Origin of the sequence: Glaciimonas soli, from assembly GCF_009497155.1 — a bacterium.
Classification (GTDB): Bacteria; Pseudomonadota; Gammaproteobacteria; order Burkholderiales; family Burkholderiaceae_D; genus Glaciimonas; species Glaciimonas soli.
This window is the reverse complement of sequence record NZ_WINI01000006.1, coordinates 229,223-242,558: the sequence shown is the minus strand read 5'-3', so window position 1 is coordinate 242,558 and position 13,336 is coordinate 229,223. Positions and strand designations below refer to the sequence as shown.

The window sequence follows — 13,336 nt, the reverse complement described above, 5'->3', positions numbered from 1 at the left end:
ACCCAGAAAACCCCATCCTCTTAACCGAGGGTGGGGTTTTTGCTTTGCATAAACGCTTGGTGCTAACGCTTCGTAGAGGCCTTTTGCCGCACTAGTCGACAGACAGAGGCGCTATTCCCATGTGGAATATCACAGCAACGAGGGTAGATTGTTCATAGTTAGAGATAGGCCAGCTATAAATAACTTCCAAACTACTGTGTTTTTAACCAGTTGTCCTGTATGATTTAAAGATTCCAATTTTAAAAAATACTGCGATGATAGGTCGTCTCTCCGGAATATTGCTGGAAAAAAATCCCCCTCAACTTTTAATTGATTGCAATGGCGTCGGTTATGAGGTGAGTGTACCCATGAGCACTTTTTATAACTTACCAAATCTGGGCGAAAAAGTTACCTTATTGACTCATCTTGCAATACGCGAAGACGCCCATGTTCTATTTGGCTTCGGAGCAAACGAAGAGCGTACAGTTTTTAAGCAGTTAATCAAGATTAGCGGAGTTGGCGCACGCACAGCACTTTCTATTTTGTCAGGAATGTCGGTAGTGGATTTGGCACAGGCGGTTACTTTGCAAGAAGCTGGCCGCCTAACCAAGGTACCGGGGATAGGCAAAAAAACTGCAGAACGCCTGTTATTAGAGTTAAAAGGCAAGTTGGGTGCGGATATAGGTGTTGTTGGCGGGCAGATAGTTAGCGATACAAGTGCAGATATTCTGAATGCGCTGGTTGCACTAGGTTATTCTGATAAAGAAGCGTTGTTAGCGCTGAAACAAATTCCCGCCGATGTTGGTGTCTCAGAGGGTATTAAGCTTGCGCTAAAAGCATTGTCTAAATTATAATTTATGAAATACTGGCTTAATTTCTAGGGATTAAGTCAAACCACCATGGCCAATGAGTATACAAACCGACGACTTTAGCGAACAGCGCATTATTGCAGCGACTCCAGCCTCTCCCAATGAGGAGGCGATTGAGCGGGCATTACGGCCTAAGCATCTGGGCGAATACGTCGGTCAGCAAAAAATTCGAGAGCAATTAGAAATTTTCATTACCGCAGCACGACAACGCAAAGAGGCGCTCGATCATACTTTGTTGTTTGGCCCCCCGGGACTCGGTAAAACAACACTTGCGCACATTATCTCCCGCGAAATGGGTGTTAACTTACGTCAAACTTCGGGCCCTGTGCTTGAACGAGCCGGTGACTTGGCTGCCTTATTGACGAATCTCGAAGCGAATGATGTGCTATTTATAGATGAAATTCACCGGCTTTCGCCGGTCGTCGAGGAAATTCTCTATCCCGCGCTAGAGGACTACCAAATTGACATCATGATCGGTGAAGGACCTGCAGCCCGTTCTGTACGACTTGATTTGCAGCCATTTACTTTAGTCGGTGCTACTACGCGTGCTGGCATGCTAACGAACCCGTTGCGTGATCGCTTTGGCATCGTTGCACGATTAGAGTTTTATACACCGCAGGAATTAAGCAAAATTGTCACTAGAAGCGCAGCCTTATTGAATGCACCGATTGTGGACGACGGCGCATTTGAAATTGCCAAACGCAGTCGTGGCACCCCGCGTATTGCCAATCGTCTCTTACGGCGTGTGCGTGATTATGCAGAAGTAAAAGGCCGGGGAGAAATCACCAAGGCGATGGCTGATGCTGCATTAGTCATGCTTGATGTGGATCCTGTTGGCTTTGATTTAATGGATAGAAAATTACTAGAAGCGGTATTGTTTAAATTTAGTGGTGGGCCAGTCGGACTTGATAATTTGGCAGCTGCGATTGGAGAGGAGCGTGACACGATCGAAGATGTGTTGGAGCCTTACTTGATTCAACAGGGATTTTTACAACGAACACCGCGCGGAAGAATTGCGACACCTGCTGCATACAGCCACTTCGGTATTAGTGCACCGCAGACCGGCCCCAACGGCGAATTGTGGGGTCAGAATTAACAAAACAGTTAATTGTTAGAAAGTTAATTCAGACAAAAAGTCGTAGAAAAGCATTTATATAAGTGTTGTGAATTGAAATTCACACTTGTATAAAAATCGAACGTCACAGACAATGCGATTGTCTGTGCATCATTGTGTAAGCCAACTACCAATCATCATGCTCATGTCGACAAAAGCCAATCGTTACGCGCATCAATTAATGGATGCACGCAACCATGCACGATTGCTGCCCCCATTGTCTGCTAGCGACGAATTATCGCTAGAGGATGGTTATGACATTGGAAAACGTATTTTGGATGCCAGTATTGGCCAAGGTGAGGTTGCAGTCGGACGCAAGCTCGGCTTTGCGAATCGCATTATTTCCCCCAAATATGGCGTGAATGAAGCCATCAACATGCCGATCTGGTCGCATATCTTTGAGTCGACTGTGCGTTATGCAGAGGGAAACCGTGGCATTCAAAGCCTGGATGGCGCGATGCAACCGCGGGTCGAGCCTGAAGTCGTTTTCAAATTAGCGACTACTCCAGCACCGGATGCCACTATGGATGAATTGGCGGATTGTATCGAATGGATGGCACACGGATTTGAAATCGCCATCTGCCCATTTCCTGATTGGAAGTTTGAGGCTGTTGATGCCATTTCGGCATTTGGTTTACACGGGACGCTGATCATCGGCGAACCACATGTATTATCCACCGCAACACGTCGTAATTTGGGTGACATATTAGCCAACTCCAGTGTTTCTTTATCTTGTTGCACTGAAGATGCCATGACATTGTGTGCTGCTGGGTTCGGCAGTGATGTACTGGGTAGTCCTTTGCACGCGCTTTGGCATTTGCATCAACAATTGCAAAATCAAACGCAATTCGACCCGCTGACTGCAGGAGAAATTGTCACTACGGGCACGTGGACTGATGCTTATCCGGTACAAGCAGGGCAAACTTGGGTAACGGCGTTTTCAGGCATTGCTTTACCCGGATTAACAGTTTCATTCGTATAGATAGAGCACAACAGCACAAAAAAATGCCACCGCAGTTTGCACTGGGTGGCATTTTTTATGACTCAGTCAAATGACTACTATTCTTCACGTATCCACGTCTGGGTTCGGCCTAAAAGAGAGAAACCGATATAACCGCGCACATCGAGTTTTTTACCATTGTCTACTAATGTCATTTTACATTTATAGGTTGCTCCGTTATGCGGATCAATAATAGTACCGCCGTCATAACTGGCACCATCAGCTTTTAGGCCGCGCAAAATAGTCATGCCAATGATAGGTTTATCTTTGTTATTGCCATCGCATTTATCGCATTTCGGATTCGGATCTTCAGTAGGTTCACGGTATAGTTTCTCGATTTTCCCTTGAAGTACACCGTCTGATTCAGTGATCCGAATCATCGCTTTTGGTTTGCCGCTCACGTCATCAATATTCTTCCACAAACCAACTGGAGTTGCGCTTTGTGCAAAAGCATTGAAAGCTAAAAGTGCGCCGCCGAGTATCATGCCGATGGATAATTTTTTCATGCTTAGTCTCCTTTTTTAATCCGCACATTTCAAAAGTAATGGAATGTGCGGATCTGGTCATATTTTTTTGTAGGACAGCATTGCACTCATCATCGGCTTCAATTGCATCTCCAATTATTCTCTCAAGCTGAGAGTTATAATTTAGCGAATTGCTCGCGCAATTTGACTAGAGTCGCCGAAAAATTTGCAACGCGTTCCTGTTCTTGTGCAACTACCTGAGCAGGTGCTCGTGCCACAAAACTTTCATTACTTAGTTTTGCTTGCGCTTTGTTGATCTCAGCATCCAAGCGCGTAATCTCTTTATTCAGACGTTCACGCTCTGCTGCGACATCAATTTCCACTTGTAGCATAAGCTTAGCATTGCCAACGACAGAAACTGGCGCTGGAGATTCGGGTAGAGCCTCTACTACTTGAATTTCCGATAATTTTGCCAAGCCTTGCAAGTATGGTGCAAATGACCGCAACTCGGTTTGTTGTGCTGCGTCGTTGGCAGCGATAATCAACGGTACGCGTAAGGCAGGTGATAACTGCATCTCACCACGCAAATTACGGCACGCATCAGTCAGCACTTTGAACTGCGTCATCCATGCTTCTGCTTTTTCGTCGATCTTATCTTCACGTGGCTCTGGGTATGTCTGACGCATGATCGAATCGCCCGCCGGGTCCATTTTTTGTCCGGTTAGTGGTGCAACGCTTTGCCACAATGCTTCAGTCACAAATGGAATAATTGGATGCGCTAATCGCAGGATAGTTTCAAGAACACGCAACAGCGTACGACGCGTGGCGCGTTGTTGCGCCTCACTGCCATGCTGCATTTGTACCTTGGCTACTTCCAGATACCAGTCGCAATACTCATCCCATACAAATTGATAGATAGATGAGGCAACATTATCAAAGCGATAGTCTGCAAAGCCTTTTGCAATGTCGGCAGCGGTGCGCTGCAATTGCGAAACGATCCAGCGATCAGCTAGAGAAAAATCAAGCTTTTCTTTATTGCATTCACCTGGAGTATGGCCTTCAAAACCACAATCCTTGCCTTCAGTATTCATCAACACAAAGCGCGTTGCATTCCACAATTTATTGCAGAAATTACGATAACCGTCGCAACGACTCAGGTCGAAGTTAACGTTACGTCCCAGCGTCGCTAACGAAGCAAATGTAAAGCGAATTGCATCGGTGCCGAAAGCTTGGATACCATCTGGAAAATCCTTGCGTGTGGCTTTAGCGATTTTTTCCGCATCCCTGGGATTCATTAATCCAGTGGTACGTTTTGCGACCAGCGTTTCAATATCAACGCCATCAATTAAATCGATAGGGTCAAGTACATTGCCCTTGGATTTGGACATTTTTTGGCCATTGCCGTCGCGTACCAGTGCATGAAGATACACGGTATTGAAGGGCACTTTTCCAGTGAAATGCGTGGTCATCATGACCATCCGTGCAACCCAGAAGAAAAGAATATCAAAGCCTGTTACCAATACCGACGATGGTAAAAATAGTTTGGCATCGGGTGTTTCATTCGGCCAGCCTAATGTTGAAAACGGCACCAACGCAGACGAGAACCAGGTGTCGAGCACATCCGTATCACGCGTGATCGTTTTGTCCCCCGCTTGCGCCTGAGCTTCTGCTTCAGTACGTGCAACGTAAATTTTTCCATCTTCGTCATGCCAGGCAGGAATCTGATGCCCCCACCACAACTGACGTGAAATACACCAATCTTGAATATTGTTAAGCCATTGGTTATACGTCGTGGTCCAGTTTTCAGGCACCATTTTGATTTCACCGTTCGCTACTTTTTCAAGTGCGACTTCGGTGATTGATTTACCAGGAAAGTAGGTTCCTTCCGGTGCGGCTTTGCTCATCGCGACAAACCATTGGTCGGTCAGCATAGGCTCAATGATTACCCCTGTACGTTCGCCACGCGGTACCATTAATTTATGCGGTTTAACCGATTCCAATAAACCTAATGCATCCAGATCTGCGATGATTTTTTTACGCGCGACGAATCTGTCCAGCCCTTGATATTGTGCAGGGCCGTTTTCATTGATCTTGGCTTCAAGCGTGAACACGGTAATCATCGGCAGTTGATGGCGTTGACCAACAGCGTAATCGTTAGTGTCATGCGCGGGCGTGATCTTGACGCAGCCAGTACCGAATTCTTTATCGACGTATTCATCGGCGATGATAGGAATTTCACGATCACATAAAGGCAGTTTTACCATCTTGCCGACGAGATGGGTGTAACGCTCATCGGTCGGATCCACCGCAACAGCGACGTCACCCAATAAAGTTTCCGGGCGTGTGGTGGCCACTGTCAAATTACCGCTACCATCGGCAAGCGGATAATGGATATGCCACATGAAACCGTCTTCTTCTTCCGACACCACTTCCAGATCAGAAACCGCCGTACCGAGTACGGGATCCCAATTACTCAATCGCTTGCCGCGATAAATCAAGCCTTGCTCAAACAAGCGCACGAACACTTCTGTCACCGTCACAGAGAGTTCAGGATCCATCGTGAAGTATTCGCGATCCCAATCAACTGATGAGCCCAGGCGACGCATTTGACCTGTGATGGTAGAGCCAGATTGCTCTTTCCATTCCCAGACTTTTTCGACAAATTTTTCACGTCCTAAATCATGGCGCGAGACCTTTTGTGCTTCGAGCTGACGTTCCACCACGATCTGTGTTGCGATCCCCGCATGATCGGTTCCTGGAATCCAGGCAGTGTTGAAGCCGCGCATGCGGTGGTAACGGGTCAAGCCATCCATAATGGTTTGATTGAATGCATGTCCCATGTGCAAAGTGCCAGTCACATTCGGTGGCGGCAATTGAATACTGAATGATGGTTTATTGGCATCAGTGGAGGCCGCGAAATACCCGCGCTTTTCCCATTCATTACGCCAGAATTGTTCAATTTCGGCCGGCTCAAAAGATTTTGCTAATTCCATGCTAATTCCCTGATTTATTAGTGTTTTTTGCTAAAACATCGATTATAAAGGAGAGTGAAGATGTGGTTGTGATTTTGGCTGTGATTGTTATATAGGCAAACCGCAATAGCGGAAACTGCTAATTAACTATACTTATTCCAAATCCGAATGGTAAAATCCTTTTCGCTGACTCGGGTATTTGTTCTGAGTCAGCGAAACGCTAGGGGTCCTGGTTATTGAATCATCAATAATCGGGTGAGATACACCCTCTGAACCTGATCTGGGTAATGCCAGCGAAGGGAAGCTGTCGAGACATAGTAGGCCGATCATTTTTGCATTGTGCCGTCCCCTCGAAACTCCTTTGCTGGCTCCCATGCCAAGAAATACAAGCAAAGGAGCCACACATGAATGCCAATCCAAAATTTCTTTCGGCTACCGCAACGGTAGACGAATTAGCCATCCAGCCATTACCGAATTCTCGCAAAATTTACGTCACCGGTTCGCGTCCTGATATCCGCGTACCGATGCGTGAAATCAGCCAATCTGATACAGCGGCTTCATTTGGTGCTGAAAAAAATCCGCCCGTTTATGTTTATGACACCTCTGGCCCTTACACCGATCCAGATGTCAAAATCGACATCCGTTCCGGTTTGGATACACCGCGTACGCCATGGATAGTAGAGCGCGATGACACCGATGAACTGGCTGGACCAACTTCCGACTACGGTATCGAACGTCTCAATGATCCGAAATTGGCGGAATTGCGTTTCAATTTACATCGCAAACCGCGTCGTGCAAAAGCAGGAAAAAACGTCTCGCAAATGCACTATGCACGTCAGGGCATCATCACGCCAGAAATGGAGTACGTCGCGATTCGTGAAAACATGCGTCGTCAAGAATATCTCGCTGAATTAAAAGCTTCCGGCCCTATGGGCACGCGCCTAGCTGATCTGATGGGACGGCAACATCCTGGCCAATCTTTCGGCGCCAGCATTCCTGCCGAAATTACGCCAGAGTTTGTGCGCTCAGAAATCGCTCGTGGTCGCGCGATTATTCCTGCCAACATTAACCATCCAGAAATCGAGCCGATGATTATCGGGCGTAATTTCCTGGTCAAGATTAACGCCAACATCGGCAATTCAGCAGTGACATCATCAATCGGCGAAGAAGTCGAAAAAATGACATGGGCGATTCGTTGGGGTGGCGATAATGTGATGGATCTGTCGACAGGCAAACACATTCACGAAACACGTGAATGGATCATCCGCAATTCGCCAGTACCAATCGGCACCGTACCTATTTATCAGGCACTGGAAAAAGTTAACGGCAAAGCAGAAGACCTGACATGGGAAATTTTCCGTGACACGCTGATTGAACAAGCCGAGCAGGGCGTTGACTACTTCACCATTCACGCCGGCGTACGTTTGCAATACGTACCGATGACGGCAAAACGCCTGACAGGCATCGTCTCGCGTGGTGGTTCCATCATGGCGAAATGGTGTCTGGCGCATCACAGAGAATCGTTCTTATACGATCACTTCGAAGACATTTGCGAAATCATGAAGGCCTACGACGTTTCATTCAGTCTCGGCGATGGCTTGCGCCCTGGTTCGATCTACGACGCCAACGATGAAGCGCAATTGGGCGAATTGAAAACGCTGGGTGAGTTGACGCAGATCGCCTGGAAGCATGACGTGCAAGTCATGATTGAAGGTCCGGGTCACGTACCGCTGCATTTGATTAAAGAGAATATGGACTTGCAATTGGAACAGTGCGACGAAGCGCCGTTCTACACCTTAGGCCCATTAACTACCGACATTGCACCTGGTTACGATCACATCACATCAGGTATTGGTGCTGCCACTATCGGTTGGTACGGTACAGCGATGTTGTGCTACGTCACACCGAAAGAACATCTCGGTTTGCCAAATAAAGTCGACGTCAAAGACGGCATCATCACCTACAAAATTGCGGCTCACGTTGCTGATTTGGCCAAGGGTCATCCCGGTGCACAGATTCGTGATAATGCTTTGTCAAAGGCGCGTTTTGAATTCCGCTGGGATGATCAATTCAATCTGGGTCTTGATCCTGATAAAGCGCGCGAATTCCATGATGAGACTTTGCCTAAAGACTCCGCCAAAGTTGCGCATTTCTGTTCCATGTGTGGCCCGCATTTCTGCTCAATGAAAATCACGCAAGAAGTGCGCGAATACGCTGCACAACAAGGTATCAGCGAGATCGACGCATTGAAGAAAGGGATGGAAGTGAAATCCATCGAATTCGTCAAAATGGGCGCGGAAATTTATAGCAAGCAGTAAGAGTAATCATTATGGAAATTGAGCTAAACGGAAAATCGTTTCAATGCATAGACAGCCAGAATCTGGCGCAATTAGTCGATGCTTTGGAACTGACCGGAAAAGCCATCGCCGTGGCAGTCAATCGCCAAGTCGTGCAGTCTCAATACTGGGAGCAGCACGTGCTGCAAGCACGAGACAAAGTTGACGTAGTGCGCGCCATCGGCGGCGGCTGATTTTATCTTCTCTGATGTCCTCTCCCGAACATAGGAGAGGGCCATGTAGAGGGTGTCCGCAAGACTAAAGCAATCACGTAGGAAGGAAACAAGATGAACTCATCAAATGCAGGTTTAATCATCGCCGGAAAAACCTACAACTCACGCCTGTTAGTAGGCAGTGGCAAATACAAAGATTTAGACCAGACCCGCGAGGCTACGGAAGCATCCGGTGCCGACATTATTACCGTCGCCATTCGCCGCGTAAACATTGGACAGGATCCGAATGCGCCGAGTTTGTTGGATGTCGTACCGCCATCGCGTTATACGATTTTGCCCAACTCTGCCGGCTGTTATACCGCGGCTGATGCGGTGTACACATTGCAGCTTGGACGTGAGTTATTAGGCGGTCATAAGCTGGCAAAACTCGAAGTGTTGGGAGATGAAAAAACACTATTCCCCAACATGCCAGAGACACTAAAAGCAGCCGAGACATTAGTCAAAGACGGTTTCGATGTGATGGTGTATTGCAGTGACGATCCAATCCAGGCCAAAATTCTGGAGGACATCGGCTGCGTCGCCGTGATGCCATTAGCATCGCTGATAGGTTCCGGTATGGGTATTTTGAATCCCTGGAATTTATCACTAATCATTGAACAATCCAAAGTGCCTGTGTTAGTCGATGCCGGTGTTGGTACCGCATCTGATGCGGCGATTGCAATGGAGTTGGGTTGCGACGGCGTCTTGATGAATAGCGCAATCGCTGGTGCACAAGATCCAGTCCGCATGGCGCGTGCGATGCGTCTGGCAGTGGAGGCCGGTCGTGAAGCGTATCTGGCAGGACGGATTGCCAAGCGCTTTGCCGCATCGCCATCGTCACCAATGGCTGGTCGTGTTTTGTAATAATGAATACAGCAACGGATAGAGCAACACCGCCATGTGTCCTGGTGTTTTCCGGCTCCGATCCCAGTGGCGGTGCGGGGTTACAAGCTGACATCACGGCGATTGCTGCACTTTGCGCACATCCTATGTCGGTCGTGACCGTGTTGACGGTGCAAGACAACGACCACGTTTTCGGTGTCCATTCAGTCGCTGCAGATTTGGTCCGGCAGCAAGCGCAAGTACTGGTAGATCGCATTCCAATCGCGGCCATCAAGCTAGGTATAGTTGGCAATCGCGCCAATGCCGAAGTGATTGCATCCATCATTCGCGATCTGCGCAAGCGTCAGCCTGATTTGCCTGTGATATTTGACCCTGTGTTGGCCACCGGCGCTGGCGTTAATCTGGCGAGTGAAGATCCGATAGATGCGATTGCACCGTTGTTTTCATTGGCAACAGTCATCACCCCCAATCGTATCGAAGCGAATCGTTTGTGTGGCGATGAACACGATCCGGATGCACAAGCACAGCAACTGCTTAAGCGTGGCTGCCAGCATGTTTTATTAAAGGGCGGGCACGGACCTGAGCAAGATATTGTGCTGAATCGTTGGTACACGAACAATGAGGGCGATGACCAACAACGAAGTTGGCGTTGGCCACGTTTGCAGGGGGAATTCCACGGCAGCGGTTGTACGCTGGCTGCAGCATTGTCGGCATTATTGGCGCGAGGCTTGACGATGGGGCACGCAATAGATGCAGCGCAAATCTATTGCCAACAAACCTTGGCATCGTCTTACGCAATCGCTGCTGGCCAACGTATACCCAGCCGCATCCTGCCATTTTTGCAGAAAGAATCATTATGAATAAATACCGCTTGCAAGGTCTCTACGTCGTTACACCTGATTGGGATGACACCGAAAAACTGCTAGTCGTCACCGAACAAGCATTGCAGGGCGGCGCTGCAATTGTCCAGTATCGCCACAAAACTGCTGATGCGATACAACGTCAGTCGCAGGCTGAGCAGTTACTTGCACTATGTCGCCGCTATCAGCGACCTTTCATCGTCAACGATTATGTTGAGCTATGTTTAGCCTTGGATGCAGATGGCATACACGTCGGTGGTACCGATGCCAGCGTGGCAGAAGTGCGGGCACAAGTTGGTGCTGACAAAATCGTCGGCGCATCGTGCTATGGCAGTCTGGAACTGGCGCATCAAGCGCAGCGCGAAGGTGCGAGTTATATCGCCTTCGGCGGATTCTACCCATCGCGGGTGAAGAAATATGAGGTGTCCACGCAACCGGCTATCGTCACGCAAGCAAAGAGAGAAATCGCTTTGCCTAACGTCGTCATCGGCGGCATGACCGTCGAGAATTCGGCGCCGCTGGTTATCGCTGGTGCGGATATGGTGGCGGCTATTAGCAGTGTTTATTTGGCGGAAGATCCTGTCGCTGCGGCCCGAGGATTTGCAGATTTGTTTTCGTGAAAATTTTCGATAGTTAAAAAATCTTGATCACTGAGGCGTAAGCACCGTAAATTGAACAGCCCTGCGCACATTAAAACCGATTTTTTCATAGAGAGTTTTGGCAGCATTTTCTGTCTTGACGTGAAGAATCGGCGTCTTCCCTTCCGACAAAATTTGTGCGCAGAGACTGCCAACCAATGATTGTGCGTAGCCGTTACCGCGAAATTCTGGATGCGTACACACTGCGCTGATTTCGATAAACTCGCCCAATTCCATACGCTGTCCCGCCATGGCGACTAAGCGTCCAGTGTTTGAACGCACACCAAAATAGTGTCCCATTTGAATAGTTCCAGCCAAAAATGGCCCTGGCTCGGTAACGGCGGTAAGCGCCAACATTTCTGGTACGTCCTCGTCTGTCAATCGCATGAGTCGGATCGGAGAAAATATCGGGGTAGCGGTGCAAATCATTTGATCTATGGGTCTTGCTAACAGGACTTTCCAGTCATCTGGAACTTCCAGCGGTTCGGCTGTAACCAAGCCGACAATTTCGCCAGAGCCAACTAAGGCATGTAAATCTGCAAATGCTTGCGGTGTCGGTTCTCGCAAAGCAGCAAGTGGCGACACGGCGTTGGGATATCGAATCGCCAGGCCGTTTGCGCGTGCCATTGTTTGATGGGCAGAAGTCAAAGCATTCCAAACGGGATGGTCTAAAACGAAATAATTTTTAGTCATATGCGCCTAGCCAAAAAACAGATCAAATAAAATAGATCTGGTTCTTACATTAAGAATCTATGGATTACTCTACCGACATATTCCCCATAGCCCGTTCTGACCGTCGATACAATACCACCGTCAAGCCGACGCCAATCAAGGCCGCCATCGAGGCAAACAAAAACACTTCGTGATATCCCATGCGCGAAGCGATGAATCCGGCTAACGGGCCAGTGATGCCAAGTGCGACATCCAGAAATAGTGAATACGCGCCTAAAGCGCTACCGCGATTATGTTGAGGAACCAAGCGGACGGCTTCAACACCTAAAGCTGGGAATATCAACGCAAAGCCGCAACCAGTCAGCGCCGCGCCACACATGGCGACCCAAGGTGCAGGTGCAAATCCTAGCATCATCAAACCGATAGTTTCGACTACAAACGATGCCGTAGCTACCCGGAAACCGCCAAACTGCGTGATCGCCGAAGAAAATACCAAGCGCGTTCCGACAAAGCAAAAACCGAATACTGAGAGCGCAAATGCTGCGTTCGGCCAGTGGTGACTAGCGTAGAACAGGGTGATAAAAGTGGCAATCGAGCCAAAGCCGATAGAACCCAGTGCCAGCCCGAAGCCATGCGGCAAAACGCGACGCAATACGTTGCGAAACGGTAGATGTTCGCCTTTGATGATGGCAGTAGCTTGTTTCAGACGTGCTAAAAAATAGCCCATGGCGGCCAATGCGACGATGGTCAGACCGACTACAGGTAAGCCCCAGGCATGCACCAACACGACGCCAACCGGCGCACCCACAGCCAAAGCGCCATAAGTTGCTATCCCGTTCCATGAAATCATGCGTGCCGTATGCACCGCACCGACTCGTCCAATACCCCAGGTAATCGCACCGGTACCGACCAGGCTTTCCGCATAACCCAGTACTAGGCGAGCGATCATTAAAATACACAAACTTAACAAAGGAATATGTGACAACAATGTTGCTACTACTAAAATCGCGCCACTGACGCCGCAACCAATCAACCCATATAGCACTGCCGTTTTTGGGCCGACGGTATCAGCAATCCTGCCCGCTTGCGGACGGCTGAGCATGGTTGCCAGATATTGCAGACTGATGGCAAAACCGGCAATCACCGTGCTGTAGCCCAGATCGATATTGACGTAACCTGGCAATACCGCCAGCGGTAAGCCGATGGTGAGATAGCAGACGAAAGTGAAAAAAGCCGTGGAGATGATGTGAAAAGTAACAGCGCGTGGCGATTCTGGGGCGATGGGAGAAGTAAGCTGGATGGGTTTGGACATGTCGGACAACGTGGTTGAAAAGCAATTGCGTAGCAAGAGCTTTGCAATTTTACGCTTGACGGGGC

12 protein-coding genes and 1 riboswitch are annotated in these 13,336 nt (G+C 48.6%); of the genes, 8 read left to right on the top strand and 4 right to left on the bottom strand.

Going from position 1 to position 13,336, the window contains the following annotated elements:
• Positions 1–254: 254 nt before the first annotated feature.
• From ruvA to GEV47_RS12245, 3 genes are all read left to right on the top strand, one after another.
• Positions 255–833, top strand: a complete 579-nt coding sequence (ruvA, locus tag GEV47_RS12255) for a Holliday junction branch migration protein RuvA (protein WP_153235052.1) — start codon at positions 255–257, stop codon at positions 831–833.
• 52 nt (positions 834–885) lie between these two features.
• Positions 886–1,944 (top strand): Holliday junction branch migration DNA helicase RuvB, encoded by a 1,059-nt coding sequence (gene ruvB, locus GEV47_RS12250; protein WP_153235051.1) that lies wholly within the window; start codon positions 886–888, stop codon positions 1,942–1,944.
• Positions 1,945–2,101: 157 nt separating this feature from the next.
• On the top strand, positions 2,102–2,944 hold the full coding sequence (locus GEV47_RS12245; protein WP_194270658.1) for a 2-keto-4-pentenoate hydratase: 843 nt from the start codon (positions 2,102–2,104) through the stop codon (positions 2,942–2,944).
• A 77-nt stretch (positions 2,945–3,021) separates the two neighbouring features.
• Here the strand turns inward: GEV47_RS12245 and GEV47_RS12240 are convergent, their stop codons facing one another.
• Positions 3,022–3,468 (bottom strand): DUF2147 domain-containing protein, encoded by a 447-nt coding sequence (locus GEV47_RS12240; protein ID WP_153235050.1) that lies wholly within the window; start codon positions 3,466–3,468, stop codon positions 3,022–3,024.
• Positions 3,469–3,602: 134 nt separating this feature from the next.
• Entirely contained in the window at positions 3,603–6,419 is a 2,817-nt protein-coding gene (locus GEV47_RS12235; RefSeq protein WP_153235049.1) for a valine--tRNA ligase, read from the bottom strand.
• 191 nt (positions 6,420–6,610) lie between these two features.
• Positions 6,611–6,717: riboswitch (TPP riboswitch) on the top strand.
• 85 nt (positions 6,718–6,802) lie between these two features.
• Between GEV47_RS12235 and thiC the strand changes: the two genes are divergently transcribed.
• The 5 genes from thiC (at position 6,803) to thiE (ending at position 11,269) form a co-directional block, all read left to right on the top strand.
• Entirely contained in the window at positions 6,803–8,716 is a 1,914-nt protein-coding gene (gene thiC / locus GEV47_RS12230; protein ID WP_153235048.1) for a phosphomethylpyrimidine synthase ThiC, read from the top strand.
• An 11-nt stretch (positions 8,717–8,727) separates the two neighbouring features.
• Complete coding sequence (gene thiS / locus GEV47_RS12225; protein WP_153235047.1) at positions 8,728–8,928, top strand: sulfur carrier protein ThiS; 201 nt, start codon at positions 8,728–8,730, stop codon at positions 8,926–8,928.
• Positions 8,929–9,021: 93 nt separating this feature from the next.
• Positions 9,022–9,810, top strand: a complete 789-nt coding sequence (locus tag GEV47_RS12220; protein ID WP_153235046.1) for a thiazole synthase — start codon at positions 9,022–9,024, stop codon at positions 9,808–9,810.
• 2 nt (positions 9,811–9,812) lie between these two features.
• Positions 9,813–10,649 carry a bifunctional hydroxymethylpyrimidine kinase/phosphomethylpyrimidine kinase gene (gene thiD, locus GEV47_RS12215; protein ID WP_153235045.1) on the top strand — a complete coding sequence of 279 codons (837 nt, stop codon included), beginning with the start codon at positions 9,813–9,815 and terminating at the stop codon, positions 10,647–10,649.
• Entirely contained in the window at positions 10,646–11,269 is a 624-nt protein-coding gene (gene thiE / locus GEV47_RS12210; protein WP_153235044.1) for a thiamine phosphate synthase, read from the top strand. Before thiD ends, thiE begins: the two co-directional genes overlap by 4 nt.
• Before the next feature lie 27 nt (positions 11,270–11,296).
• On the opposite strand, the gene GEV47_RS12205 is transcribed toward thiE, so the two are convergent.
• Together GEV47_RS12205 and GEV47_RS12200 are read right to left on the bottom strand one after the other, a co-directional pair.
• Positions 11,297–11,980, bottom strand: coding sequence for a GNAT family N-acetyltransferase (locus GEV47_RS12205; protein WP_153235043.1), 684 nt, complete (start codon positions 11,978–11,980; stop codon positions 11,297–11,299).
• Between the two features lie 64 nt (positions 11,981–12,044).
• Complete coding sequence (locus GEV47_RS12200; RefSeq protein WP_407646243.1) at positions 12,045–13,259, bottom strand: MFS transporter; 1,215 nt, start codon at positions 13,257–13,259, stop codon at positions 12,045–12,047.
• Positions 13,260–13,336: the final 77 nt, after the last annotated feature.

Excerpts from the sequence above, each read along its gene's own strand:
- GEV47_RS12220 (WP_153235046.1), top strand. The coding sequence starts at position 9,022 with ATGAACTCATCAAATGCAGGTTTAATCATCGCCGGAAAAACCTACAAC.
- ruvB (WP_153235051.1), top strand. The coding sequence starts at position 886 with ATGAGTATACAAACCGACGACTTTAGCGAACAGCGCATTATTGCAGCG.
- GEV47_RS12205 (WP_153235043.1), bottom strand. The coding sequence starts at position 11,980 with ATGACTAAAAATTATTTCGTTTTAGACCATCCCGTTTGGAATGCTTTG.
- thiC (WP_153235048.1), top strand. The coding sequence starts at position 6,803 with ATGAATGCCAATCCAAAATTTCTTTCGGCTACCGCAACGGTAGACGAA.
- thiS (WP_153235047.1), top strand. The coding sequence starts at position 8,728 with ATGGAAATTGAGCTAAACGGAAAATCGTTTCAATGCATAGACAGCCAG.
- thiE (WP_153235044.1), top strand. The coding sequence starts at position 10,646 with ATGAATAAATACCGCTTGCAAGGTCTCTACGTCGTTACACCTGATTGG.
- thiD (WP_153235045.1), top strand. The coding sequence starts at position 9,813 with ATGAATACAGCAACGGATAGAGCAACACCGCCATGTGTCCTGGTGTTT.
- ruvA (WP_153235052.1), top strand. The coding sequence starts at position 255 with ATGATAGGTCGTCTCTCCGGAATATTGCTGGAAAAAAATCCCCCTCAA.
- GEV47_RS12245 (WP_194270658.1), top strand. The coding sequence starts at position 2,102 with ATGCTCATGTCGACAAAAGCCAATCGTTACGCGCATCAATTAATGGAT.
- GEV47_RS12240 (WP_153235050.1), bottom strand. The coding sequence starts at position 3,468 with ATGAAAAAATTATCCATCGGCATGATACTCGGCGGCGCACTTTTAGCT.
- GEV47_RS12235 (WP_153235049.1), bottom strand. The coding sequence starts at position 6,419 with ATGGAATTAGCAAAATCTTTTGAGCCGGCCGAAATTGAACAATTCTGG.